Origin of the sequence: Thermus tengchongensis, assembly GCF_021462405.1 — a bacterium.
GTDB lineage: Bacteria > Deinococcota > Deinococci > Deinococcales > Thermaceae > Thermus > Thermus tengchongensis.
Genome location: NZ_JAKEDU010000002.1, coordinates 371,793 through 396,134 on the forward strand (window position 1 = coordinate 371,793; position 24,342 = coordinate 396,134).

Sequence of the window (24,342 nt, forward strand, 5' to 3'; positions counted from 1 at the left end):
CTACCCCAGGAGGCCTAATAGGGCCTCGGCGAGGCCGCAGGCTTCCACCGGGGCCACCACCCGCTGGGCCGCTTTCCGGACGCTTTCCGGGGCGTTCCCCATGGCCACGCCCAGGCCCACCGCCCGGAGGAGCTCCAGGTCGTTCTCCCCGTCCCCCACCATGGCGCAGGCCTCCAGGCCAAGGCCGTAGGCCTCCGCCACAAAGCGGGCCGCGGAGAGCTTGCTCACCCCCTTCTTGGTGAGGGAAACAAAGCGCACCCCAGGCATCTTGGGGCTTTCGGCCATGTGGGGGGAAAGCCCCGGGGGCAGGCGGTCCAGAAAAGCGCCCAGGGGCGCTTCGGGCCCGGCCAGCACCTGGAGACGCACCAGGGGGCTTGGGAGGTGGAGGAGGTCGGCCCCTTCCGCCCATAGGCCCAAAAGCTCCTGGTGGGCCAGGAAGAGGGGGCTTTCTCCTTCCACGTAGAACCCCCCTTCGGCGGTGTAGCCCTCGAGGGGAAGCCCCAGCCTGCGGGCCAAGCGGACCGCTTCCTCCACCTCCTCCCGGGCCAGGGCCTCCACCAGCACCGGTGCCGCCGGGGGCTCGTGGGGGTCTTGGGAGAGGCGGAGGACCACCGCCCCCGACTCAAACACGTGGAGGCCCGCCGGAGCGAGCCTGCGGGCGTAGGCCAGGGCGTGCCCCCGGCCCGGCCGGCCGGTGATGAGGCTTAGGCGGATGCCCTTGGCCCTTAAGGCCTCCACCGCTGGCCACACGCATTCGGGCACCCCCTCCTTGCCCACCAGGGTGCCATCCACGTCCACGAAGACCAGCCGCACCATCAAACTTCCCCAGCGGATACCTGGACCGCCTCCCCCCCGATCTGCACCCCGTAGGGCTGGCCCGTGGGGCTGTAGTCCACCACCACCTCCACCACCCCTGGGTTGCCCAGGCGGTGGCCTTGGTAGATGGTGAGGGCCACCTGGCCTTCCCGCCTGGGCACCACCCCTGCCCGGGCCAAAAGGGCCCCCAGGGCGGCGTTGGCGGAGCCCGTCACCGGGTCTTCGGGTATCCCCAGGATGGGGGCAAAGTCCCGGGCGTAGAAGCTCCTCGGGCCCATGGGGGCGTAGGCGTGGACGGTGGCCACCTCCAGCTGGTGGGAAAGTTCGGCCAGGGTCTTCATCTCTGGCTCCAGGGCATCCACCACCCCGGGGGCGACAAGGGGGACGAAGAGGCTCCAAAGCCCGGTGTAGGCGATGCCGTAAGGCAGGCCCCGGTGCAGGTAGCGCTCATTCGAGCCCAGGGCCTCGAGGACCTCCTTGAGCACCTGGTAAGGGGGTAGGTCCCGGAACCTCGGGGCGGGGCCCCTCACCAGGGCCTTCTTGGGTTCTCCGGCCTCGTACAGGATCTCCACTGGCAGGGCCTCCGTGGGGGTGTGCAGGAAAAGCCGCTTGGTGCCCTCGGGAGCCAGGCCCAGGCGCACCAGGGTAAGGCCTAGGGCTATGGCGGCGTGGCCGGAGAACTCCACCTCTCCCGAAGGGGTGAAGAAGCGCACGGCGAACAGGGTGCCTTGCTTTTCCGTTACGAAAGCGGTTTCCGGTTCGCCCAGGCGCCGGGCTAGGCCTCGCATTTCTTCCAGGTCCATGCCCCGGGCATCCAGCACGATGGCCACCCGGTTCCCAGCCCCCGGGGTGGAGGCAAAGGCGTCCACGATCACGTAGGGAATCCTAGCCATGGGCGACCACCATGAGGCCGAGCTCCCGGAGCTGTTCCTCGGACACCGGGCTTGGGGCCCCGGTGAGGGGGTCCTTGCCCTCCTTGTTCTTGGGGAAGGCGATGACCTCGCGGATGGAGGGGCTGGCCGTCATGAGGGCCAGGAGGCGGTCCAGGCCCCAGGCGATGCCCCCGTGGGGCGGGGCCCCGTACTGGAGAGCCTCCAGGAAGAACCCGAACTTTTCCTTCTGCTCCTCCTCCCCGATGCCCAGCACTTGGAACATCTTGGCCTGAAGAGAAGGGTCGTGGATGCGAATGGAGCCGCCCCCCACCTCGGTGCCATTTAGCACCAGGTCGTAGGCCAAAGCCCGCACCTTCCCAGGATCGGTGTCCAAGAGGGGTAGGTCCTCGGGATGGGGGCTGGTGAAAGGGTGGTGCATGTAGGTCCAGCCCTGCCGCTCCTCGTCCCACTCCAGAAGGGGGAAGTCCACCACCCATAGGAACCGGAAGCCCTCCCTAGGGAGGTCTAAGAGCTCCGCCAGCTTAAGCCGCACCTGCCCCAAGGCGGTGGCCGCCACCTTGGCCGGCCCGGCCACGAAGAGAAGGGTATCCTCCGGGGCGGCTTTCGTGGTCTCCAGGAGACTTTGCCGCACGGGTTCCAGAAATCTGGCGACCCCGCCTGCGAAACCTCCCTCCTCCACCCGGGCAAAGGCCAGGCCCTTGGCCCCGTGGCGCTTGGCCAGCTCCTCCAAGTCCGAGATCTCCTTGCGGGATAGGGCTTTGGGCACCGCCAGGGACTTTACCCTTTCCGCCTCCCGGAAAACCTGAAACTCGCTTTCCCGGAAGAGGTGCCCCACCTCCACTAGCTCCAGGCCAAAGCGGGTATCGGGCTTGTCCGAGCCAAAGCGCTCCAGGGCCTCCTGGTAGGTGAGGCGGGGGAAGGGGAGGGGAAGCTCCACCCCCAGGGCTTCCCGGAACACGTGGGCCATGAGCCTTTCATTAAGCTCTAGGATATCCTCCACCTCCACGAAGCTCATCTCCAGGTCCATCTGGGTGAAGTCGGGCTGGCGGTCGGCCCGTAGGTCCTCGTCCCGGAAGCAGCGGGCGATCTGGAAGTAGCGGTCAAACCCGGCCACCATCAGCATCTGCTTGAAAAGCTGGGGCGACTGGGGGAGGGCGTAAAAAAGGCCAGGCTGCTGGCGGTAGGGTACCAGGAAATCCCGGGCCCCTTCCGGGGTGCTTTTGGTCAGGAAGGGGGTTTCCACCTGGATGAAGCCCTCCCGGTCCAGGAAGTCCCAGATGGCCTTGATGACCCGGTGGCGGAGGCGCAGGTTTTCCTGCATTTTCCTCCGGCGCAAGTCCAGGTAGCGGTACTTGAGCCTGAGGTCTTCGGAAACCTCCTTTTCCTCCTCTCCCCGCCAGCCGGCGTCCACGGGAAAGGGGGGTGTTTTGGCCTCGGAGAGGACCTCCAAGGAGTGGAGCTCCACCTCCACGTTCCCAGTGGCCAGGCGGGGGTTGGGCTCAGGGCGCAGGCGCACGGTGCCCCTGGCCCGCACCACCCACTCCGAGCGGACGCGTTCCGCTTCCCTGTAGGCGGGGCTTTCCGGGTGGGCCACCAGCTGGACCAAACCCTCGCGGTCGCGGAGGTCCAGGAAGATGAGCCCCCCCAGGTCCCGGCGGCGGTTTATCCACCCCTCGAGGACCACCTCCTTCCCCACGTGTTCTTCCCTTAGGCTTCCGGCGAAGTGGGAACGGCGCATAATCCCCCAAATCTTAACGGATTCTCACGCCAGGGCGGAAAGGAGGAAGCCCAGGGCCTCCCCTTGGGGAAGGCGTACCTGTTCCCCTGTGGAGAGCCGCTTCAAGGTGACCTCACCGGTCTTTAGCTCATCCTCCCCCAGGAAGCCCGCGAAGGCCGCGTTCCGCTTCAGGGCTTCCTCCACCCCCTTGCCGGGCTTCTTGGGGCTGAGGGCGTACTCCGCCCGGATGCGGGGCCTTAAGACCTCGGCCAGATAGAAGGTTTCGGCCACCGCTTCCTCCGTGAGGGGGATCAGGTAGACGTCGGGTCCTTTCTCCTCGGGAAGGCCGAATCCCTCCGCCTCCAGGGCCAGGGCCACCCGCTCCACCCCGAAGGCGAACCCCACCCCGGGCACCCTCGGCCCCCCCAGGAGCTCAGAAAGCCCGTCGTACCTTCCCCCGCCCCCCAAGGCGCTCTGCGCCCCGATCTCCGCATGGTGCACCTCGAAGGCGGTGCGCACGTAGTAGTCCAGGCCCCGCACCAGGGTTGGGTCCAGCTCATAGGGCACGGCGAGCCTTTCCAGATGGCGCTCCACCGCCTTGAGGTGGGCCCGGGCTTCCTCCCCCAGGAAGTCCAGCATGGGCCGGATGCGGAGCTCCTTGAGGAGGGCCTGGTCTTGCTCGCTCTTGGAGTCCAGGATGCGCATGGGGTTGAGCTCCAGGCGCTCCTGGGAATCCTGGGAAAGGGCCTCCCGGTGGGGGGAGAGGACCTCCCGTAGATAGGCGTTGTAGCGGGCCCGGTCCTCGGGGTCCCCCACGGAGGAGAGCTTGACGGTGAGGCGCCTCAGGCCGAGCTCCCGCAGGCAGTCGTGGAGCAAGGCCACGGCTTCCGCGTCCAGGATGGGGCTTTCCGAGCCCAGGGCCTCGTAGTTCACCTGGTGGAACTGGCGGTAGCGCCCCTTTTGGGGGCGCTCCGCCCGGAACATGGGACCGGCCATCCAGAGCCTCACGGGCTGGGGCCAGACCTTCATCCCGTGTTCCAGATAGGCCCGCACCATGGCGGCGGTGCCCTCGGGGCGCAGGGTGAGGGAACGCCCACCCCGGTCCTGAAAGGTGAACATCTCCTTCCTGACGATGTCAGTGGAGATCCCCACCCCCTTCTCGAAGACCTGGGTTTCCTCAAACACCGGGGTGATGAGTTCCAGGGCCCCCGCCGCCTCCAGCACCCGGCGGGCGGTGGCCACGATGTGCTGGTGGAGCCTCAGCTCTTTGCCGAAGAGATCCTTGGTGCCGCGCACGGCCATACCCCTTCACTTTACCCGAGAGGGGGGGCTATACTTTAGCCATGCCCTTTAGGGGTTCCGTGCGGGGGTTTCTGGTCTTCCTCTACCTCCTCCTCACCCTCACCGCCTCCACCGGGGTGGCCCTGCAGATGTACCTCATGCAGGTGCAAAACCCCGGCCTCCGGACGGATCTCTGCCAGGCTCCTGGGGAGGAGAGGGAGGTGGACCACTCCCTCTTCTGCGGCCTGCAGGTGGCCCCTGGCCTGCCCCCTATAGAGGAGGTGTCCCCTCCCACTCTGCTACAGGTATTGCGGGCCAGGGTGGCGGCAGAGCCGGGTTATCCTGAACCCCCAGCAAGGGCTTTTTCTCCTCGCTCTCCTCCTTTTGCCCAGAGGGTTTTCGCTTAGGTAAGGCGAAAGGTCTCTGGGCAGAAGGAGGAAGCCTTGGAAGTGGTGGTGTATACGGACAGCTTGAACGTTTACGCCCAGGTTCATAGGGCGTTGAGCAGGGCGGGTTGGAAGGTTTACTGGAAAGAGGGCCAGGGCCTAGCCCTGGCAGGGTTGGATTGGCTGGAGAAGGGGGAAGTTCTGGTCTGGACCACTCCCTGGGGGCTTAGGGCCTATGACCCGAAGGGCACCGTCTTCCTCACCCGTCGGGATGATCCCAAGACCCTGGCCTTGGGCCTCGAGGCGCGGGCCCTTTCCCTGTACCAAGGGCGGGTGGGCCTTAGGCTTCTCCCGGGGGAGCAGGCGGTGTTGCTGGCAGCGGGTTGGGGGGTTCCCCTGAAGGCGGGGCCTATGGCCCGGGCTCTCGGGCTTCCCCGGGACCGGGTCCGGTTTTTTCTGAAGAGCGTGGTCAATAAGTTTGGCCTGGGGGAGGAGGACCTAGTCCGCCTCGCCCGGCATCAGGTGCAGGTAATGGGGTTTAAGGACCACCTGAAGCCTCTGCCCGGGGCGCAGGTTCAGCCGGGCCTGGACGTGCCTGGGAAGCAGGATCTGCAATCGGATGGATCCCTGGAACACGCCCCGGTAGGCGAGGCCTTCCGGGTGAAGGCTTACCAGCACGCCCTCTAGGATGTTTTCCGGGGGAGGAGGCCGGTCCTGGCGCACCACGATCACCTCCTCCGCCCGGATGCCCACCCAGGCCATCTCCCCGGGCTGGGCCCAAGGGGGTAAGGGAAGGCGGAGGTGGACCCCCTGGATCTCCACCCCCCCAGGGGCAACGCGGGCGGGGAGGAGGTTTTCGTACCCCAGGAGCCTGGCCACTAGGAGCTGCTTGGGTGCGGAGTACACCTCCTCGGGTGGGCCCTCCTGCAGGATCCTTCCCGGACCCATCACCACAAGCCAGTCCGCCATCCGGGCCAGGGTGGGGTCGTGGCTCACCGCCAGGGTGGGGATGCCTTCCCGGCGGATGAGGTCCACCAGTTCCCCCAGAACCTGGTCCTTGGTAAGGGGGTCCAGGGCGCTGGTGGGTTCGTCCAGAAGGAGAATCTCCGGGTTCCTGGCCAAAGCCCGGGCGAGGGCTACCCGCTGCTTCTGGCCGCCGGAAAGCTGGCTCGGGCGCTTGTGGGCGTGCTCCTCAAGGCCAACCCGTTCCAAGAAGGCCAGGGCCCTAGCCTTGCGGTTTCCTCCCGCCAGGGGAAAGGCTACGTTTTCCCAAGCGGTCATGTGGGGGAAGAGGGCCAGGTCCTGAGGCAGGTAGCCCACGGGCCGTCTTTCGGGGGGAAGGCCTCCATAGGGCCTGCCCTCGGCGGGCACCAGGCCCGCCAGGGCCTTGAGAAGCGTGGTCTTGCCCACGCCGCTTTCCCCTAGGAGCACGGTGAACCCCTGGATGTGGAAGCGGGCCTCGAGGGCCACCGGCCGCCTTATCCGGTAGTGGACTTCCATGCACGTCCCCTTGCTTCCAAGAGGCGAACCGCCACCAGCACCCCTAGGCTGAGAAGGAGGAGGACCGCCGAAGCCTCGGCGGCCTCCCGAAAGCGGAGGGCCTGGACCAAGTCGTAGAGGTAGATGCTCACCATCTGCGTCTTCCCGGGAATGGAACCCCCCACCATGAGCACCACCCCGAACTCCCCCAGGGTGTGGGCGAAGGCCAGGAGGGTGCCGGAGAGGAGGCCGGGCCAGGTGAGGGGCAGGACCACCTTCAGCCAGATCTTGCCCCTGGGTACCCCCAGGGTCCTCGCCACCTCCAGGAGGTTCCGGTCCAGGGCCAGGAAGGCTTCCCGGTAGGCGGTGAGGGCGAAGGGGAGGCTGAAGAGGACGCTGGCAAAGACCAGCCCCTCAAAGCTAAAGGCCCAAGAGAGGCCGGTGAGCTTCCGCCAAGGCCCTTCGGGCCCTAGGAAGAGGAGGATGTAGAACCCCAAGACCGTGGGGGGCAGGACCAGAGGGAGGAGGAAGATGGCTTCCAGAAGGGCTTTCCCTGGAAATGAGCGGAAGGCCAGCCACCAGGCCAGGGGCACCCCGGTCAGAAGGAGGACGAAGGAAGCCGTCAGGGCCACCTCTAGGGAAAGGGTGAGGGCGGTCCAAAAGGGAGGTTCCAGCATCTACTCTCCCGGAAGCACAAAGCCGTAGCGTTTGAGAATGGCCCGGCCCTCGGGGCTTCCCACGAAGCGGTGGAAGGCCAGGACCTCGGGCCGGGCCCGGCCCTTGAGGACCACGTAGTTTTGCTCCAGGAGGAGGTGGCTTCCCAAGGGGGCTACCCAGTAGACCCCAGGGCGGGAGAGGCTTTCGTGGACGACCAGGGGCAGGGCCAGGATGCCCGCCTGGGTAGCGGTCAGGGCCAGCTGGGCCGTCTGGGAGATGTTTTCCCCGTAGACGAACTCAAAGCGGGGTTTGCCCCGCCGGAGGGGCTCCGTGTCCCAGTAGGCTTCTACTCCCTGGGTCAGGCTTTCCCAGGGGATTTCCGCCCAGGCGAGCTGAGCAAAGGGCTTGCTGAGCTTGGGAATGGGGGCGTCGGGCCGCCTTTTGATGAGGCCGTAGCGCTCCAAAAGGGTGACGGCGGCCCGGCCATAGGGGGCGTGGACGGGGTTGGCGATGGCCAGTCGGGTGATGCGGGGGTCCTTCAGGGCCTCCGGCCCGGGGGTGAGCCCCAGCTTCCGGTCCAGCCAGATGGCCATGCGCCCGATGGCGTAGGGCTTGCGGGTGCCCCGCTCGGTAAGCCCCTTTTCCTCTAGGAGCTTGGGGTAGATGCTCTCGGCGGAGAAGTAGAGGTCCGCCTCGAGGCCCTGGGTGAGCTGGGTGTAAAGCTTGCCCGAGGAGCCGAAGATGAGGGACACCTTGATCCCCGGGTTCTTGGCCTCAAACATCTGGGCCACCTCGCCGAGGGCGTACTGCAGGTCGGCGGCGGCCACCACCCGCACTTGGGCCTCTCCCAGGGCCACGCCGAGACTCAAGAGCCAGATGCTCCAAAGGACGGGTTTCATGCGTACCTCCTTTGCGACCACGGCAGGCGGCAGGGTTGCCCCCGCCACCCCGGGGCCCAAGGCCCGGCCCGGAAGGCCCAGGGGGTCTATCCGGGCTCGGAGGCTACGGGGATGCTAACCCTCGGGCTTATCCCCTGTCAACGAAGGCCACGGGCTTGCATAAGTTTGCAAGGGTGCTGTATCCTATAAGCCTCATGGTGGGAGACGCCCTCACCCGGCCCAAGGATCTTTTGGACTTCTCGGCCTACGGTCGCCAGGAGATCGAGGCGCTTTTGACCTTGGCGGAGAGGCTAAAGAGGGAGCGCTACCGCGGGGAGGAACTTAAGGGAAAGGTCCTGGCCCTTCTCTTTGAGAAGCCCTCCTTGCGCACCCGCACCACCCTCGAGGTGGCCATGCTTCACCTGGGAGGGCATGCCGTTTACCTGGACCAGAAACAGGTGGGCATCGGCGAGCGGGAGCCCGTGAGGGACATAGCCAAGAACCTGGAGCGCTTCGTGGAGGGGATCGCCGCCCGGGTCTACCGGCACGGGACCGTGGAGGAACTCGCCCGCTACGCCCGCATCCCGGTGATCAATGCCCTTTCCGACCGGGCCCACCCCTTGCAAGCCCTGGCGGACCTCCTCACCCTGAAGGAGGTTTTCGGAGGTTGGGAGGGCCTCGAGGTGGCCTGGGTGGGGGATGGCAACAACGTGTTGAACTCCCTTCTTGAGGTGGCTCCCCTGGTGGGCCTTAGGATGCGGGTGGCCACGCCAAGGGGGTATGAGCCGGATCCTGGCCTTTTGCAGAAAGCTGGAGCTTTCTTTACCCATGATCCCAAGGAGGCTGCCTTGGGAGCCCATGTCCTTTACACCGACGTCTGGACCAGCATGGGCCAGGAAGCGGAGCGGGAAAGGCGGCTCATGGATTTCAATGGGTTCCAGGTCAACGGGGAGCTTTTGCAACTGCTACGGCCCCAGGGCATTTTTCTCCACTGCCTTCCGGCCCACTATGGTGAGGAAACCACCGAGGAGGCGGTGTACGGGCCTCGGAGCCGGGTCTTTGACCAGGCGGAAAACCGTCTCCACACCGCTAAGGCCGTCCTCCTGCGCTTGCTAAGCTAGGGGTATGGTCCGGCCTTACCGCTTCTCCCTCGAGGAGTTTCTACGGTTGCCCCTGCCCGAGCGGGGTGTGGAGCTTTTGAGGGGGGAGATCTACCAGATGGCACCCATAGGCCCTCGGCATGCGTACATGGTCAACCGGCTCAACCGGCTCTTGGTGCAAACCTTCCCCCAAGCTTTGGTACAGCCCCAAGGTCCTTTGGCTTTGGGTGAGGATACCTATCTAGAGCCCGACCTGCTTCTGCTTCGGCCTAAGGACTATGGAGGAGCCTTGCCTGAGCCGGGGGATGTGTTGCTTTTGGTGGAGGTGGCTGAGGCCAGCTTGGCCTATGACCTGGAGAAGAAACTGCCTCTTTATGCCGAGGCAGGGATCCTCGAGGTCTGGGTGGTGGACTTGAACGCCTCTCGCCTCTTGGTCTTCCGGGGCCCTGCGGGCGACCACTACCGGGAGCAGCTTTGGCTTTCTCCTGGGGAAAAACTGGCTCCCTTGGCCTTCCCTGACATCCCTTTGGAGGTGCCGTGGTAAGGGTGGGGATCATCGGGGCCTCGGGGTATGGGGGTGGGGAACTGATCCGCCTCCTCAAGGCCCACCCCGGGGTGGAGCTGGTGGGGTTTAGCAGCCGCAAGCACGAGGGGAAACCCCTTTCCGCTGCTTGGCCCCAGCTATGGGATGAGGGGCGTTTTGGCACCCTGGAGGAGGTGCTGGAACAGGCTGAGGTGATCTTTTTGGCCTTGCCCAATGGACTTGCCATGGAGCTCGCTCCCAAGGCCTTGGAGGAGGGCAAGCGGGTCATAGACCTCTCCGGGGACTTCCGGCTTCCCCCGGAGGTTTACGAGTCCTGGTACGGGATCCCGCACAAAAGCCCAGAGCTCTACCGGGAGGCGGTCTATGGCCTTCCCGAGCTGCATCGGGGGGAGCTCGGGGGGGCGCGCCTGGTGGCCAATCCCGGGTGTTACGTGACGGCCACCACCTTGGCCCTGGCCCCTCTGGCGGCGGAAGGTGCCTTGCGAGGGGCCTTTGCGGTGGGTCTAAGCGGGGTTTCCGGGGCGGGCAGGGAAGGAGAGGGCACCTTTTTTGCCGAGGTGAACGAGAACCTTAAGCCCTACAAGGTGGGGGGTGTCCACCGCCATATACCGGAGATGGAAAGGAACCTGGGCCGCCTTTTGGCCCAGGGGCGCCCGGTGCGCACCCATGGGCCCATAGGAGAGGTGCGCCTTTCCTTTGTCCCCCACCTGGTGCCCATGACCCGGGGCATCCTGGTCACGGTGGAGGCGGTGGTGGAGGGGAACTGGGACCAAAAGGCTCTGGACGAGCTTTACCGGGACTTCTACGCCCAGGAACCTTTTGTGCGGATCACCGACGCCTTGCCGGAGACCAAGGGTACCTATGCTTCCAACCGGGTGGATGTGAAGCCTCTTTATGAAGCTAGAACAGGGCGTGTTATGGTGTTTGCGGCCTTGGACAACCTGGTGAAGGGGATGGCGGGGCAGGCGGTGCAGAACCTGAACCTGATGCTGGGTCTGCCTGAGGAGACCGCGCTTCCCAAGGAGGGCCTATGGCCGTGAGGCTTCCCCGGGGTTTCCGCGCCGGGGCCACCCGGGCGGGCATCAAGCCTTCCGGCAAGCCTGATCTCGCCCTGTTGGTATCCGGCCTTCCCGCTTCCTGGGCCTATGTGGCCACGCAGAACCGGGCTGCAGCCCCTTCCATCCACCGGGGTAGAGCCCTCTACGTCCAGGGTGGGGCCTTGCGGGCGGTGGTGGTGAACGCGGGCAACGCCAACTGCGCCACCGGGGAGCGGGGTTTCTTGGATGATCGGCGCATGGCCGAGGCTGCGGCCCTGCGCCTGGGAGTGCCCGTGGAGGAGGTCCTGACCGCTTCCACAGGGGTTATCGGGGTTCCCCTGCCCGTGGAAAAGGTGGAGGCGGGTTTGCCCCAGATAGAACTCACCCCCTACGCCGATGCCTTTGCCGAGGCCATCCTTACCACCGACTTAGTTCCCAAGGTGGCGGAGGCCGAGGTAGGGGGGGCGAGGATCGTGGGTATCGCCAAGGGCAGCGGGATGATCCATCCCAACATGGCCACCATGCTGGCCTTTGTGGTGACGGACGCCCTCGTTTCCCAAGAGGCTTTGCGGGAAATCTGGCGGGGCATTGTGGACCGCACCTTCAACCAGGTGACCGTGGACGGGGACACCTCCACCAATGACCTGGCCCTTCTCATGGCCAACGGGGCCCATGGGGAAGTTCCCTTGGAGCCTTTCGTGGAGGCGGTGGAGGGGGTGGCCCGGGAACTCGCCCGCCGGATTGCGCGGGACGGAGAGGGAGCCACCAAGCTCATGACGGTGCGGGTGGTGGGGGCGGCTACAGAGGAGGAGGCCAGGCGAGCGGCGAGGACCATAGCGGGAAGCGCTCTTTGGAAAAGTGCCCTTTACGGAAACGATCCCAACTGGGGCCGGATTCTGGCGGCCTTGGGCAACTCAGGGGCCCGGTTTGATACCCTAAGGGTAAGGATCCAGGTGCAGGGGATTCCCCTTTATGCCGGGGGCGCTCTTCCCTTTGACCGGGAGGCGGCCAGCCAGGCCATGCGCCGGGAGGAGGTGGAGGTCTTGGTGGACCTGGGTGAGGGCCAGGCGGAGGGGGTGGCCTGGGGGTGCGACCTCACCGAGGGGTACGTGCGCATCAACGCGCTTTACACCACTTGAGACATCCCTCTTGCGGGACAACCTCTGTTCTTGCCGGGTAAGTGAGGTTCCGCAACCACTGGGTTGCCCAAGGGTGTCTGGGGAGAAAGAAGAAGTAGTAGCGCTCTTTTCGGATATTCACCCGTATACGCACCTCACGCCACCGCTTGCAACACCTGGGTGATGGGTAGACCAACCTCCCCAAGAAGCCGGGCTACCACGCTCCAGGCCATCACCCACGCCTGTACCGGCCCCATCACCCCCTTCAGCCCCCGAACCCTCCCCACCGCTCCCACCAACCCCATCGGCCCCTTCAGCAGAGCAAAGACCATCTCCAGCTCCCACCTCTGCTCCAAAAGCCTCCGGTAAGCACCCCTGCCCCGCCGCTGCTTGTCCCCGGAGCCCCAAGCTCAACGGGCACGTGGAGCGGCTACAGCGGACCTTTAGGGAGGAGTTTTATACCCGACCTTTGCCCACGGGGCTTAGGGAGCTCCAGGCGGAGCTCGAGGCCTACCTTGACCACTACAACCGCAGGAGACCCCATAGGGCTCTGGGGGGCCTTGCTCCCTTGGAGTTTCTGGCTAGGATGCAGGAGGGGTCGGTTCCCCAAGGTGTCTCAAATGTAGTGGCCAATTACAGGGGATTGACGCCATGGAAGCGTTTAGATAAAGTGGGAAGTGGCCGGGCTTAGAAAAAGGTAGGTCTGGCCAAAGGAGGCAACGATGAAGAAGCTTCTCCTAAGCGGTTTGGTGGTCCTGGGTTTAGCGTTGGCACAGTCACCCTATGTGGGGGGTCATGTGGGGCTTTTTGGTGTATCGGGGGTGAACATTTTTAACGGAGGGGTTCATGCTGGTGTTGGTCTGCAGGGGGGCCTCGAGGTAAGGGGTGGCGTTGACTTCTCCTCACTCCTGGGTATCCTTATTACCGGTGTAAATGCGGACGTTTTGATGAACCTGAGCATACCGGGTTCGCAGGTTTACCCTTATGCGGGTTTGGGTGGTAACCTTTGGCTTTTTCCTGGTGGAATAACCAGCTTTGGTGTCCATGCTACTTTGGGCCTCAAGTACCCCATTGCTGGCGTTCCTTTTGTGGCTTTCTTGGAGGCACAGCCTACGTACGCCTTTGGGGGAAGCGCCTTTGGGGGAAGCGGAGCCTTTGTCTACTATCTAAAGCTTGGGGGTAACTACAGCTTCTAGTCAAAGGGGGTAACATGGAGGGGATGCGCTGGCATCTCCTCCTTTTCCTTGCGCTGCTATCCTCCTGCACCCGCCCCGATACCGCCCCGCCGGAGATGGGCTTGGTAGGGCCCCTGGGCGGGGCGGTGGCTCCAGGAAGGGAGGTTAGGGTTCAGGGTTATGCCTTTGATCCCTCGGGGGTGGTTAGTGTGCGGGCCAATGGGCAAGAGATCCTGCCCTCTGGGGAAGCGGGTAAGCGCTTGGTTCAGTTTCGTTTCCGCCTCCAGGCCCCGGCCTCTGGTAAGGTGGAACTTCTCCTGGAGGCAGAGGATACCCAGGGTAACCGGGCAGAGCGGCGGGTTCCCCTGGTGCTGGATGCGGTGCCCCCTCGCATCGTGGTGGAGCGGGTGGAACGGGAAGGGGGCTTGTACCGGGTTTATGGACGGGTGGAGGACAACGTCCAGGTGGACCGGGTGGTGGTGCAAGTGGGGGGTCGCTATATTCCCCTTTCCCTTCCCAAGGGGGCCATGGTGGCCTTTTCTGCGGAAGTGCCCGCTGGGGCTGTGCTGCTTGCGGTGGATGCTGCTGGGAACCGCACCAGCCGGCGTATTCCCTAAGGGAAGGGTGTGGTACACTCCTTGGGGCTATGAGGCCTAACGGCGACACCTTGGCGGACCTGGCCCGAGCGTTGAGGGGGACTCCCCTCGAGGCCAGCCAGGTTCCCAGGTTCCGCGAGATCGTCAGGCTTCTCCACCGGCTTCCCCCTGGGCGGGAGCGGGATGGGCTCTTGGCTGTGGCCTACCTTAGGCTCTACCAGCTTGTGGGCCAGGAGGAGGATTACCTTAAGGGTTACAGCTATGCGCGCACGGCGAAGCTGGAGCTGGTCCGGCTTCTGGGTGAGCGGCTAGGGGAGGGAAAGCGGTGAAGGAGCTTTTGGGTTTGCTGGCGGTTTGGAGCATCGTGCTTTCCGGGTTGGCCCTGGTGACGGGGGTTGTCCTGATCAAAAAGGGGAACAGGATCGCCCACCATTGGGCCATGTTGACGGCCACTTCCTTAGCCCTTTTGTTCCTGGTGTTCTATCTTGTCAAGTGGGCCCTTCACGGCACCACCGCCTACGGGGGGCCGGAGGCCTGGCGAGGGGCTTACTACTTCCTCCTCATCACCCACACCCTTTTGGCCGCCATCAACGGCCCCTTGGCCCTTTACGTGATCTGGAGGGCTTTTAAGGGAGAGTTCATCCTGCACAAGCGTTGGGCTAGGGTGTTGGTGCCCATTTGGCTATACGTGGCTGTATCGGGCTGGGTTATTTACCTGGCGCTGAAGCGCTACGGGGTGGAGACGGGCTCTATCGCTTTCTAGCAGGCTCCACCACAATCTTTCCATCCTGAACCCGAGCGATCTCGGGGCCCTGGGTGTCCTGTTCCTCTGGGGCCTGGGCCAAGTGGGGGCCGATGCGCACCTGCTTGGCAGCCAGCTCCAGGGCGAAGATGAAGCGCTCCTCATCGCCTCCAGCCCCCGCGTGGGCCAGGCCGCGCAGCTTGCCCACCACGATCACATCCCCCCCCGCCACCACCTCGGCCCCGGGGTTCACGTCGCCCAGAACCACCACGGTGCCGGGGTGCTCCACCCGCTCGCCGGAACGCAGGGTCTTGCTGAGGACGAGGGTGCCGGCGGGAAGGCGGTTTCTGGGAGGGATCAGGGTAAGGGGCCGGCCTAGCTCCAGGAGGGCTTCCAACACCTGTCCGGATACAGGCCCGGCCACCTCCACCTCGAGGGGAAGGCCCTCCGGCAACCTGAGGTTTCGGAGTTCTTCCGGGGTTTCCCCCCCGTCCAGGCGCAGGGCCAGGGCTTTGGGGGTGGCGCGGAGGCGCATGGCGCTATTCTACCTGGCCTGGGCTTCCTCCACCTGCCAGTAGGCGGCCATTACCTTGCGCACCGCGGGAAGGGCCACGCGGCTTCCCTCCCCCCCGTTTTCAAAGAAGGCCACCACCACCAGGGGAGGGTAGGGGGAGCCAGGCTCAGCAGGACCGTAACCCATGTACCAGGCGTGCTCGAGGCCCGCCCGCTTCCCCGGGGTTTCCGCCGTTCCCGTTTTGCCCCCCGTGGGCACGGGGAAGTCCCCCAGCACATGGCGGGCTGTCCCCTCTTTCACGGTCTTGCGTAAACCTTCCTGCAACACCGCCCAGAAGCGCCCAGGAACCGGTGTGAGCTGGGGTCTAACCTCCCTTTGGCCGATGCGTTTCACCAGGTGGAGGGTGGGCTTCTGCCCGGCGTTGGCTATGCTGGCTAGCATGCGGGCCACCTGGACCGGGGTGGCGAGGAGGGGTCCCTGCCCGATGGCCAGGGAAAGGGTTTCCCCTGGGTACCAGGGCTCCTTTAAAGCCTCCCGCTTCCAAGCGCGGGTCGGGAGAAGCCCCGTGCGCTCGGCGATTTCCAGCCCGGTAGCTTCCCCTAGGCCCAGAAGGCGGGCCCTTGCCGCCAGGCGGTCCACCACCCCCAGGGGATCCTGGGCCACCGCCTGGTAATACCAGGTGTTGCAACTCCAGGCAATGGCCTCCTTGACGGTCATGGGGCCCATATCCCGGGTGGCCCAGTTGCGGCGCACCTGGCCTCCAAAGACGATGTAGGGGCTGCACCGGAAGGTGGTGGAGGGGCTCGCGTATCCCTCTTCCAGAAGGGCGTAGCTGGTGGCCAGCTTAAAGGTGGAACCTGGGGCGTAGGGTTGCACCGCCCGGTTCAGGAGGGGAAGGTCCTTATCCTTAAGAAGGGCCTGGACCTCCTGGGGTATGGGCCGCTTGGCGAAAAGGCTCGGATCGAAGGATGGGGCGCTGGCCATGGCCAGAACCTCCCCTGTTTGGGGGTTCACGGCCACGATGGCCCCCTTGACCCGGGTAACGGGGGGAAGACCCTTGGATCTCCGCCCGGTGTTGATGTCGGCCAAGGCTTCCTCTAGGGCCTTTTCCGCTGCTCGCTGGAGGTCTAAGTCCAGGGTGAGGACCACGTCCTGCCCGGGGGTGGGTTCCTCCAGGATGGTCTCCCTCAAGCGTTCCCCCCGGACGTTGACCTCCACCGCCTTCACCCCGCGCTTACCCCTGAGGTAGGGCTCGAGGGCTGCTTCCAGGCCTGCCTGGCCCACTTGCTCGTCGGGACTGTATCCCCGCTTCACCTGGTCGGCGTTGGCCTGAAGCACGTACCCTAGCACGGGGCCCGAGATGGGGTTGGGGTAGGAGCGCTCGATGCGCTCCACCAGCTTGAGGTTTTTCTGTCCGGCGGTGATCTCAGCTAGGGTGGGAAGAAGGTGTTCGGGCACCCCTGCTTTGAGGACGGTGGGACCGTGGACCTTGGGAAGTTCCTTCAAGCCCAAGAGGGGGAGGAGCCTTTCCTTGAAGGCCACCTCGCCCCCTTCGTACACCAAATCCACCACCAGGCGGTCCTGGGCGATCACCCGCCCCTTGCGGTCCAGGATGCGGCCCCGGGGGGCGGGGATGCCCTCGGTCTTCAGGTAGTTGCCCCGGCTCCTTAGGGCGTACCGCTCGTGCTCCAACACCTGGAGGTGCCAGGCCCTTAAGGCCAGGAGGCCGAAGGCCAGGAGAAAGAAAAGCATGAGGGCGTAAAGCCGGCTGGTCATGGCCGTGGAGAGGGTGGCCCAAAGCGCCAGGCCAGGAGGACCAAGGGAAGGGTGAAGAGGCCCTCCAGGAGAAGGTCCAGGGGCAGGAAGGCGGGAAGTTCCAGGCGCAACCAGTAGGCCACCAGGAAGTAACCCGCCCACTTGGCGGAAAAGGCCCAGAGGAAGGAGAAGAGGACCCCGGGAACCTCCCCCGGGGCCAGGCGGCGGCTTGCCGCATAGAAGGCATAGCTGGCGCTCAGGAGCCCCACCGCATGGAGGCCCAAAAGCCCGTAGCCCAGGAGGTCTTGCACAAGTCCAAGAAAAAAGGCCCAAGGGAGGCCCAGGTAATAGGGAAGGCTACGGGCATAAAGGAGGGCCAGGACCAGGAAGAGGTCAGGGGCCATCAACCCCTGGGGCCAGAGGGCTCCTAGGAATCCGGAGAGCACAAGGGTGAGGAGGAGAAGGATCCCCATCATAAGGGCCTCAGCACGATAACCTCCTCCAGTAGGGAAAGCTCCACCAGAGGCTTGACCCAAGCCCGTAGCTTTAAACCGCCTTGGACGCGCTCGATGCGTTCCACCCGGCCCACGGGGATCCCGTCCGGGAAAAGGCCCAAGGGCGCTCCCGTGAGCAGGAGGTCTCCCGGAGCCACCTGGACCGTGGGGGGGAACTCCGCCACCAGGTGGTCAGGGGGAACACCCCGGGCCACTCCCCGCCCCGGGGCCTTTTCCGGCCGAACGCCCACCTGGCTTTCCGGGTCTAGGAGGGTACGCACCAGGGCCCGGCGTTCCTCCACCTCCACAATGAGCCCCACCAGCCCTTCCGGAGCGGTCACCGGCATGCCCACCCGGAGGCCATCCCGCTCCCCTAGGCCCAGGATCAGGCGGCGGTAAAGGCCGGAGAGGTCCTCCCCCACCACCGGGGCCACCGCCACCACCCCGGGGGCCTGCGAGGCCCGCACCTTGAGGGCCCGGGAAAGGCGCTCCACCTCGAGGCGAAGCCTTCGGTTTTCGCTTTCCAGCTGGGCGAGCTTAGCCTTCAGGGCGCGGTTTTCCCCGTAGAGGTCCTGGCGATTAAGGAGAATGGAGGAGGCAGCCCGCAGGTTCTGCCCCAGGCGGTGGCCCAGGGCGGGCAGGGGAGCGGTGAGGGGGGAAAGGGTGAGGGCGAGGCGGGGGGCGAGAGGACGCGTTAAGGCTGCCATGGCCAGGCCCAAGGCCAGGAGGAAGAGGAAGAGCCCCCGCCGAAAGGCCACTTCCCTCACGGCCTGAACCCCCTTTCCCAAAGGAGGGCAAAAACCCGGGCCACGGGCAGGCCCACCACCGTGTAGAAATCCCCCACGATCCCCTCCAAAAGGGCCATGCCTAGACCCTGGGCTCCGTAGCCGCCTGCCTTGTCCAGGCCCTCCCCGCTTCGCACGTACCAGGCGATCTCCTCCTCGGAGAGGTTGCGGAAGCGGACCTGGGCGGTGTGTACCTCCGCCACCAGATCCCCTGGGGTGCGCAGGTAGATGGCGGTGTGAACCAGGTGGGTTCTCCCGGAGAGGAGGCGGAGGAAGAGGTGGTTTTCCGTCCGATCCTTGGGTTTGCCCAGCACCCGGCCGTCCAGGTCCACCACGGTATCCGCCGCCAACACCCACTCCCCCGGCACCCTTTCCCCCTTGTGCCGGGCCAGGGCCAGGGCCAGCTCCTGGGGGTCTGAGGGGAGGCCTTCCCCCTCCTCCTCCACACCGGGAGGCACCACCCTTAAGGGGAAGCCCAAGGCCTCGAGGAGAGCCCTGCGCCTGGGGCTTCCCGAGGCCAGGGTTAGCACTAGAGGGGTTGCCCTTCCTGCCATAACCTTAGGATCTCCTCCCGGTAGCGTTCCGCCAGGGCGGGGCTTTGCAGGATCAGAAGGTTCTCGTTGTTCACCTGCCAGGCCCTGGCGGTGAAGTTGTAGCTTCCCGTGATCACGAAGGTGCTGTCGATCAGCATCACCTTGTGGTGGAGGGTGTAGGGGTTGCCGTCCTTCCGCACCTCCACCCCAGCCCGCAGGAGATCCTCCTCCCGGCTATCCTTAAGGTTGCGGCTTTCCAGGAGAACCTGCACCCTTACCCCCCTTTCCTGAGCCTGGACCAAGGCCTTCACCACCTCCGGGTCCGTGAGGACAAAGGCTGCCACCAGGATCTCCTGTTGGGAGGCCCGAAGCCTTTCCAAAAGGGCTTTCCGGCCCAGGGCTCCCCCTTTGGGACTAAAGTAGGCGGTGCCCTCCGCCGGCACGCCCCCTTCTAGGCTGAAGGTAATTGGTGTCCCTAAACCTTCCTTGGTACCCGTGAAGAGGGCTTGGAACTCCCGGGCATAACCCTGGGCTAGAATGGAAGAGGGCAACAAGAGGCTGTTTTCATTGTTTCGGGCAAAAGCGTTCCAGGTCATGTTGGTGCTTCCCGTCCAGACCGTCTGCCCGTCCACCACCAAGAACTTGTGGTGCATGAAGCCTTCCCGTTCATCGAAGCACACGGGGATTCCCACGATCTCCTCGCAGTCCAGGGACAAAGGCCGGATGCGCTCCCGTAGGGCCGCCTGGGGTACACGGGGAGTTTCCCCTTGCTGGCCCAAGGCCCCACCCACGAGGTAGCGGCGGAAGTCGTTTCGGTAATCGCTTTCCCCGTAGAGCCTAACCCTCACCCCTCGTTTCTTAGCCCTGAGCAAGGCCTTGGCGATCTCCAGGTCGCGAAACTCGTAGAAGGCCCCATCCAGGCTTTCCTTGGCTCCGTCCATAAGGGCGATGAGCCGGGCCTTGGCGGCCTCCCCTTCCCGGGGCATGAAGTAGGCCTCCACACCCCCTGCTTCCGCCTGTGGGGGAGGTGGGGGGAGGCCCGGACGGAGCTCCTGGAAAAGCCAAAGGAGGAGGATGACCAGGAGGAGCAAATAGCCGGGAAGCCCGGCCAGGGCGGGCTTTTTCCGCCGCCTTTTAAGTACCCCGTCGTGGCTTGCGCCACGACGGGGGGCCCCAAAGAGGCCATGAGCACGCCACTTTGGCTTTGGCCGGTGAGGCAACCTTTGCGTGCGGGTACTTAGTACCCATCCCCGACTTCCCCCTTCACCAGGGCTACCCCGCTGGAGGTACCCAGCCGGGTGGCCCCCGCCTCGAGGAGCTTGATGGCGGTTTCCCGGTTGCGGATACCTCCTGCGGCCTTGACCTGGGCCCGGCCCCGGGCCACCCGTACCAGGAGTTCCACGTCCTCCAGGCTGGCCCCCCGGGGTCCAAAGCCGGTGGAGGTTTTCAGGAAGTCGGCCCCGCCCCGGATGGCGGCCTCGGCCAGGTGTTCCAGAGCCTCAGGGGTGAAGTGGCCGGTCTCCAGAATCACCTTGAGCACCGCCTTGGGAACTGCCTGGCGCACGGTGCGGATTTCTTCCTCAATGTAGGCGTAATCCCCAGCCAGCGCCCGGCCCAGGTGGATCACCATGTCCACCTCATCGGCTCCCTGGGCGAAGGCCAAGGCGGCCTCGAGGGCCTTGACTTCCTTGGCCTGGTAGCCTAAGGGGAAACCCACCACGGTGACCAAGCGAAAGGGGGCATGGGGGTAATGCTCCCGCACTAGGGGGAGGTAGGAGGGGGGGATGCAGAGGCCGAAAAACCCGTATTCCAGGGCTTCCTCCGCCACCTTCACGATCTCTTCCGGGGTGGCGGTGGGTTTTAAAAGGGTGTGGTCAATGTGGGCGGCCAGGTCCATACCCTGCCATCATACGCAAGGGATGTGATAGGATGAAAAGAGGCCCCTTGGTGGGGCTTTTTTTGAGGTCGAGATGCTGGCTGTGGGAATCGTCGGTCTACCCAACGTGGGCAAGTCCACCCTCTTTAACGCCCTAACCCGGGCACAGGCTTTAGCGGCCAACTACCCCTTCGCCACCATCGACAAGAACGTGGGCGTGGTATCCCTGGAGGACGAAAGGCTTTACGCCTTGCAGGAGGTATTTGCCAAGGGGGATCGCAAGCCTCCGGTTGTCCCCACCCATGTGGAGTTTGTGGACATCGCGGGCCTGGTCAAGGGAGCCCACAAGGGGGAAGGCCTCGGCAACCAGTTTCTGGCCCACATCCGCCAGGTGGCGGCCATCGCCCACGTGCTCCGGTGTTTTCCCGATCCCGATGTGGTGCACGTGATGGGCCGGGTGGATCCCCTGGAGGATGCGGAGGTGGTGGAAACCGAGCTTCTCCTGGCCGATCTCGCCACCTGGGAAAGGCGGCTTGAGCGGCTTAGGAAGGAAGCCCGGGCCAACCGGGATCTGGGCCCCACCCTCGAGGCGGCGGAGGCCCTTTACGCCCATCTGCAAGGGGGGAAGCCCGCCCGCACCTTCCTCTTAAACGAAGCGCGGGGAGAGGATGCCGAGCTTCGCCGCCTGCTTAAGGAAACCCCCCTCCTCACCGCCAAGCCAGTGATCTACGTGGCCAACGTGAGCGAGGAGGACCTGCCTGAGGGGGATGGCAACCCCCATGTGCAGGCGGTGCGGGAAAGGGCCAAGGCCGAGGGGGCGGAGGTGGTGGTGGTATCCGCCCGGCTGGAGGCGGAGCTGGCCGAGCTTTCCCCAGAGGAGGCACAGGAGCTTCTCGCCGCTTACGGCTTGAGGGAGAGCGGCCTTCGGCGCCTGGCCCAGGCGGGGTATAGGGCCCTTGGCCTCATCACCTTCTTTACCGCTGGGGAAAAGGAGGTGCGGGCCTGGACGGTGCGCCGGGGAACCAAGGCCCCTGAGGCGGCGGGGGAGATCCACTCCGACATGGAGAAGGGCTTCATCCGGGCTGAGGTCATCCCCTGGGAAAGGCTGGTGGAGGCTGGGGGATGGGCTAGGGCCAAGGAAAGGGGTTGGGTGCGCCTCGAGGGCAGGGAGTACGAGGTCCAGGATGGGGATGTCCTCTACGTTCTCTTCAACGTGTGATCCCATGGGCTTGGCCCAGGCGAACCCTAAAGGGATTTGACGGGAGGTCCTCTTTGCCCTACAATCTTGATGGCTTTGCCCATTAGGGCAGGCACCTTGTGCGCTGGGGCGTCGTCTAATGGCAGGACAGCGGACTTTGGATCCGCCGGTCGTGGTTCGAGTCCACGCGCCCCAGCCAATTTTTTTCACATCCTTTTCGCAACCCTTGGATAAACTGGCCCCGTGGCGACGGATTATCCGGGGCTTCTCCTATTAAGCCGCAACGAAGCCCTGCGGGCCTATGTGGATCTGGTGCTTTCCGAGCGGGGCATCCCCGTCCGCCACTTTGACCTGGCCCGGGAAGGGCTCTTTTGGCTATTGGACCATACGCCCCGGTATGTGCTTTTGGACCAGGACCTGGACGTGGATTCCTTTGCCGTGGCGGCCCGCATCCGGCATGTGCGCCGGCTCAAGGAGGTGCCCTTGGCGGTGCTCATAGAGCCCACCGAGAAGCACCGGACCACCGCCGAGGTGGTACGGGTGAAGGCCATAGAAAAACCCCTCACCCGGGACAAGCTCTTGCGCTTTTTGGGTTTGGGGTAGGCCCATGTAAACTGATGGGCGTGCGGGTGTTCCGCTTCCTCTTCCTGTCCCTGGCCGGACTTCTTGCGGGCGCAGGCCTGGCCCTGGGGTATCTGGCCTACGCCTACACCCGCGACCTCCCCGACCTCTCCCAGCTGGACCGCTTGCGGCTCACCGCCACCTCCACCCTCTACGCCCGGGACGGCACCCCCCTGGCCCAGATCGCCAGCGTGGAGGAGGGGCGGGCCATCCACCGCGGCCTGGTGCGCCTGGGCGAGGTTTCCCCCGCGGCGGTGGCCGCTTTGGTCTTCTCCGAGGACCGCCGTTTCTTCGGGCACTACGGGGTGGACGTGGTACGGCTGTTCGGCGCCCTCTACGCCATCCTGCGGGGGGATCTCCAAGGGGGAAGCACCATCACCACCCAGGTCTTGAAGAACACCCTCCTCCGCGACCTGGCCCAGGACCGCTCCTTGGAGCGCAAGTTCAAGGAGTGGGTTCTGGCCCTGGAGGTGGAGCGGCGCTACACCAAGGCGGAGATCCTGGAAATGTACCTGAACGTGGTCCCCTGGGGGGGCAACGCCGTGGGGATCAAGGGGGCGGCGGAGGCCTACTTCGGCAAGGACCCCGCGGCCCTCACCCTGGCCGAGGGCCTCTACCTGGCCTCCCTGGTGCCCGCGCCCAACGCCCGCTACGCCGACCTCAAGGGGGTGCGGGGGCGGATGCGCCACCTCCTGGACCAGATGGTGGCCGAGGGCTGGGTGAGCCCCGAGGCGGCGGAGGCCGCCTGGCGGGAGCCCATCGCCCCCAGGGGATGGCGGGTGCGCTACGACGAGGAGGGGAACCTCCTGGAGGCCGAGCTGGTGGACCCCGAGGCCCGCATCCTCAGGCAGCTGGACTACCGCATGGCCCCCCATTTCGTCCTGGAGGTGCGCCGCTTCCTCGAGGCCCGCTTCGGCCGGGAGAAGGTCTATGGGCAGGGGGGGCTCAGGGTCTACACCACCCTGGACCCCGCCATGCAGCGGGCGGCGGAGGCCGCCGCCCGGAACGCGCGGCTGCCCGACGGGGCGGAGCTGGCCCTGGTGGGCCTGGACCCCGAGACGGGAGAGGTCCTGGCCCTGGTGGGAGGGGTGCGGCGGGAGGGGGATGAGTACAACCGGGCCACCCGGGCCCTGCGCAACCCCGGGAGTGCGGTGAAACCCTTTGTCTACGCCACCGCCTTCGAGGAGGGCTGGACCCAGGCCACCTTGGTTCCCGACCGCCCCTTGGAGTTCCCCGACCCCAGCCAGAAGGGAGGGGTATGGCGGCCCAGGAACTTCTCCGGCACCTTCCTCAACCGGGAGATCACCCTGCGCCAGGCCCACAACCTCTCCCTCAACCTGCCCGCCATCTACACCGCCCAGGCCGTAGGGGTGGAGAAGGTGGCGAGGAAACTCTCCCAGGCGGGTTTTGCGGTGAAGTATCCCACCCTGGCCATCGCCATCGGGGGCGCCTCCATCACCCCGGTGGACCTGGCCGCGGCCTATGCCGCCTTCGTCAACGGGGGCTACCGGGTTACTCCCATCTACGTGAAGCGGGTGGAGGATGCCCAGGGACAGGTGCTTTACCAGGCTTTCCCGGAACGGCGGCGCCTCTTTGATCCCCTGGTGGCCTACCAGGGGTGGGACCTCCTGAAGGGGTATGTCTACGACCTGGGGGAGAAGGGTCTGGCCAAAGGGGCCCGCATCCCAGGGCGGGTGGTGGGGGGAAAGACCGGTACCACCAACGAGGCCCGGGACCTGTGGTTCGCCGGGGTTACCCGGGGGCTTTCCGCAGTGGTCTGGGTGGGCCGGGACGACAACAAGCCCTTGCGCATGGGAGGGAGGGAGCCTTCCAGCTCCGTGGTCAACCCTCCCATTTGGCGGGAGTTCGTGGCGGGGGCCCTGAGGGGAAGGCCTGGAGGGGATTTCCCTCCGCCTGCGGGCCTGGTGCAGGTGGGGATAGATCTCCTTTCAGGCCAGCCTTCCCAGGGGGGGATAAAGGCTTGGTTCCCTCAGGGGAAGGTACCCGTGCCCGCCCTGCGGGCCCCGCCCTCGGAGGGGGCTGGGTCTCTTCAGGAAACCCCTCCGGCTGGGGCGGAGCCTACGGACTACCCCCCGGGTTCTAACGAGGAGGCTTTCCCTGCCCCCCCACCTGGGCAGTGAGGACCT

Annotated in this window: 27 protein-coding genes, 1 tRNA gene, 1 pseudogene and 1 riboswitch; of the genes and pseudogenes, 14 read left to right on the forward strand and 15 right to left on the reverse strand. The window is 65.5% G+C overall.

What is annotated here, in order from left to right; all coding sequences use genetic code 11:
- From L1087_RS04315 to hisS, 4 genes are read right to left on the reverse strand one after another with little or no spacing between them, the layout of a single operon-like run.
- Complete coding sequence (locus L1087_RS04315; protein WP_234557790.1) at nt 1-816, reverse strand: HAD family hydrolase; 816 nt, start codon at nt 814-816, stop codon at nt 1-3.
- A complete protein-coding gene (locus L1087_RS04320) occupies nt 816-1,709 on the reverse strand; it encodes a PhzF family phenazine biosynthesis protein (RefSeq protein ID WP_234557791.1) in 894 nt (297 codons plus the stop codon). The genes L1087_RS04315 and L1087_RS04320 overlap by 1 nt, the downstream gene beginning before the upstream one ends.
- Complete coding sequence (gene aspS, locus L1087_RS04325; RefSeq protein ID WP_234557792.1) at nt 1,702-3,447, reverse strand: aspartate--tRNA ligase; 1,746 nt, start codon at nt 3,445-3,447, stop codon at nt 1,702-1,704. Before aspS ends, L1087_RS04320 begins: the two co-directional genes overlap by 8 nt.
- Nucleotides 3,448-3,471: 24 nt before the next feature.
- Nucleotides 3,472-4,728 carry a histidine--tRNA ligase gene (gene hisS / locus L1087_RS04330; protein WP_234557793.1) on the reverse strand — a complete coding sequence of 419 codons (1,257 nt, stop codon included), beginning with the start codon at nt 4,726-4,728 and terminating at the stop codon, nt 3,472-3,474.
- 41 nt (nt 4,729-4,769) lie between these two features.
- Between hisS and L1087_RS04335 the strand changes: the two genes are divergently transcribed.
- On the forward strand, nt 4,770-5,114 hold the full coding sequence (locus tag L1087_RS04335; RefSeq protein ID WP_135260949.1) for a hypothetical protein: 345 nt from the start codon (nt 4,770-4,772) through the stop codon (nt 5,112-5,114).
- A 477-nt stretch (nt 5,115-5,591) separates the two neighbouring features.
- Here L1087_RS04335 and L1087_RS04340 read toward each other — a convergent pair whose 3' ends face one another.
- The 3 genes from L1087_RS04340 to modA form a co-directional block, all read right to left on the reverse strand.
- Nucleotides 5,592-6,593: an ABC transporter ATP-binding protein gene (locus L1087_RS04340; protein ID WP_234557794.1), complete on the reverse strand. Its 1,002-nt coding sequence runs from the start codon at nt 6,591-6,593 to the stop codon at nt 5,592-5,594.
- A complete protein-coding gene (gene modB / locus L1087_RS04345) occupies nt 6,572-7,246 on the reverse strand; it encodes a molybdate ABC transporter permease subunit (RefSeq protein ID WP_038043516.1) in 675 nt (224 codons plus the stop codon). Before modB ends, L1087_RS04340 begins: the two co-directional genes overlap by 22 nt.
- A 3-nt stretch (nt 7,247-7,249) precedes the next feature.
- Nucleotides 7,250-8,128, reverse strand: coding sequence for a molybdate ABC transporter substrate-binding protein (gene modA / locus L1087_RS04350; protein WP_234557795.1), 879 nt, complete (start codon nt 8,126-8,128; stop codon nt 7,250-7,252).
- Nucleotides 8,119-8,242: riboswitch (molybdenum cofactor riboswitch) on the reverse strand. (Overlaps the previous gene by 10 nt.)
- Nucleotides 8,243-8,322: 80 nt before the next feature.
- On the opposite strand from modA, the gene argF reads away from it, so the two are divergent.
- From argF to argJ, 4 genes are read left to right on the forward strand one after another with little or no spacing between them, the layout of a single operon-like run.
- Nucleotides 8,323-9,228 (forward strand): ornithine carbamoyltransferase, encoded by a 906-nt coding sequence (gene argF, locus L1087_RS04355; RefSeq protein ID WP_234557797.1) that lies wholly within the window; start codon nt 8,323-8,325, stop codon nt 9,226-9,228.
- 4 nt (nt 9,229-9,232) lie between these two features.
- Nucleotides 9,233-9,751, forward strand: coding sequence for a Uma2 family endonuclease (locus L1087_RS04360; protein WP_135260945.1), 519 nt, complete (start codon nt 9,233-9,235; stop codon nt 9,749-9,751).
- A gap of 2 nt (nt 9,752-9,753) precedes the next feature.
- A complete protein-coding gene (argC, locus tag L1087_RS04365) occupies nt 9,754-10,791 on the forward strand; it encodes an N-acetyl-gamma-glutamyl-phosphate reductase (RefSeq protein WP_206201755.1) in 1,038 nt (345 codons plus the stop codon).
- Nucleotides 10,782-11,927, forward strand: coding sequence for a bifunctional glutamate N-acetyltransferase/amino-acid acetyltransferase ArgJ (gene argJ, locus L1087_RS04370; protein ID WP_234557799.1), 1,146 nt, complete (start codon nt 10,782-10,784; stop codon nt 11,925-11,927). The genes argC and argJ overlap by 10 nt, the downstream gene beginning before the upstream one ends.
- Before the next feature lie 134 nt (nt 11,928-12,061).
- On the opposite strand, the gene L1087_RS04375 is transcribed toward argJ, so the two are convergent.
- Nucleotides 12,062-12,262, reverse strand: coding sequence for a hypothetical protein (locus tag L1087_RS04375; RefSeq protein ID WP_234557800.1), 201 nt, complete (start codon nt 12,260-12,262; stop codon nt 12,062-12,064).
- A 38-nt stretch (nt 12,263-12,300) separates the two neighbouring features.
- Between L1087_RS04375 and L1087_RS04380 the strand changes: the two are divergent.
- The 5 genes and pseudogenes from L1087_RS04380 to L1087_RS04400 form a co-directional block, all read left to right on the forward strand.
- Nucleotides 12,301-12,597 (forward strand): annotated as a pseudogene (locus L1087_RS04380) (integrase core domain-containing protein); the annotation flags it as partial.
- 31 nt (nt 12,598-12,628) lie between these two features.
- A complete protein-coding gene (locus L1087_RS04385; RefSeq protein WP_234557801.1) occupies nt 12,629-13,102 on the forward strand; it encodes a hypothetical protein in 474 nt (157 codons plus the stop codon).
- 23 nt (nt 13,103-13,125) lie between these two features.
- On the forward strand, nt 13,126-13,698 hold the full coding sequence (locus tag L1087_RS04390) for a hypothetical protein (RefSeq protein WP_234557802.1): 573 nt from the start codon (nt 13,126-13,128) through the stop codon (nt 13,696-13,698).
- A gap of 29 nt (nt 13,699-13,727) precedes the next feature.
- Nucleotides 13,728-14,006 carry a hypothetical protein gene (locus tag L1087_RS04395; RefSeq protein WP_038042144.1) on the forward strand — a complete coding sequence of 93 codons (279 nt, stop codon included), beginning with the start codon at nt 13,728-13,730 and terminating at the stop codon, nt 14,004-14,006.
- A complete protein-coding gene (locus tag L1087_RS04400) occupies nt 14,003-14,440 on the forward strand; it encodes a DUF420 domain-containing protein (protein ID WP_234557803.1) in 438 nt (145 codons plus the stop codon). Before L1087_RS04395 ends, L1087_RS04400 begins: the two co-directional genes overlap by 4 nt.
- Here the strand turns inward: L1087_RS04400 and minC are convergent.
- The 7 genes from minC to deoC all read right to left on the reverse strand — a co-directional run bounded on the left by minC (nt 14,427) and on the right by deoC (nt 20,397).
- Nucleotides 14,427-14,954, reverse strand: a complete 528-nt coding sequence (gene minC / locus L1087_RS04405) for a septum site-determining protein MinC (RefSeq protein WP_038042146.1) — start codon at nt 14,952-14,954, stop codon at nt 14,427-14,429. The genes L1087_RS04400 and minC overlap by 14 nt on opposite strands.
- A 9-nt stretch (nt 14,955-14,963) precedes the next feature.
- Nucleotides 14,964-16,709: a penicillin-binding transpeptidase domain-containing protein gene (locus tag L1087_RS04410; protein WP_234557804.1), complete on the reverse strand. Its 1,746-nt coding sequence runs from the start codon at nt 16,707-16,709 to the stop codon at nt 14,964-14,966.
- Nucleotides 16,706-17,164 (reverse strand): rod shape-determining protein MreD, encoded by a 459-nt coding sequence (gene mreD / locus L1087_RS04415; RefSeq protein ID WP_038042148.1) that lies wholly within the window; start codon nt 17,162-17,164, stop codon nt 16,706-16,708. The genes L1087_RS04410 and mreD overlap by 4 nt, the downstream gene beginning before the upstream one ends.
- Nucleotides 17,161-17,949 carry a rod shape-determining protein MreC gene (gene mreC, locus L1087_RS04420; RefSeq protein WP_234557805.1) on the reverse strand — a complete coding sequence of 263 codons (789 nt, stop codon included), beginning with the start codon at nt 17,947-17,949 and terminating at the stop codon, nt 17,161-17,163. Before mreC ends, mreD begins: the two co-directional genes overlap by 4 nt.
- A complete protein-coding gene (locus L1087_RS04425) occupies nt 17,946-18,521 on the reverse strand; it encodes a Maf family protein (protein ID WP_135260939.1) in 576 nt (191 codons plus the stop codon). The genes mreC and L1087_RS04425 overlap by 4 nt, the downstream gene beginning before the upstream one ends.
- Nucleotides 18,497-19,591: a phospholipase D-like domain-containing protein gene (locus L1087_RS04430; RefSeq protein WP_234557807.1), complete on the reverse strand. Its 1,095-nt coding sequence runs from the start codon at nt 19,589-19,591 to the stop codon at nt 18,497-18,499. The genes L1087_RS04425 and L1087_RS04430 overlap by 25 nt, the downstream gene beginning before the upstream one ends.
- A gap of 146 nt (nt 19,592-19,737) precedes the next feature.
- Nucleotides 19,738-20,397: a deoxyribose-phosphate aldolase gene (deoC, locus tag L1087_RS04435; protein WP_234557808.1), complete on the reverse strand. Its 660-nt coding sequence runs from the start codon at nt 20,395-20,397 to the stop codon at nt 19,738-19,740.
- Between the two features lie 73 nt (nt 20,398-20,470).
- Here deoC and ychF point away from each other — a divergent pair, with 73 nt between their 5' ends.
- The 4 genes from ychF (at nt 20,471) to L1087_RS04455 (ending at nt 24,336) form a co-directional block, all read left to right on the forward strand.
- A complete protein-coding gene (ychF, locus tag L1087_RS04440) occupies nt 20,471-21,595 on the forward strand; it encodes a redox-regulated ATPase YchF (protein ID WP_234557809.1) in 1,125 nt (374 codons plus the stop codon).
- A 104-nt stretch (nt 21,596-21,699) separates the two neighbouring features.
- Nucleotides 21,700-21,773 (forward strand) — tRNA-Gln (locus L1087_RS04445).
- Nucleotides 21,774-21,817: 44 nt separating this feature from the next.
- Nucleotides 21,818-22,177 (forward strand): response regulator, encoded by a 360-nt coding sequence (locus L1087_RS04450; RefSeq protein WP_234557810.1) that lies wholly within the window; start codon nt 21,818-21,820, stop codon nt 22,175-22,177.
- A 14-nt stretch (nt 22,178-22,191) separates the two neighbouring features.
- Entirely contained in the window at nt 22,192-24,336 is a 2,145-nt protein-coding gene (locus L1087_RS04455) for a transglycosylase domain-containing protein (RefSeq protein ID WP_234557811.1), read from the forward strand.
- Nucleotides 24,337-24,342 lie beyond the last annotated feature (6 nt).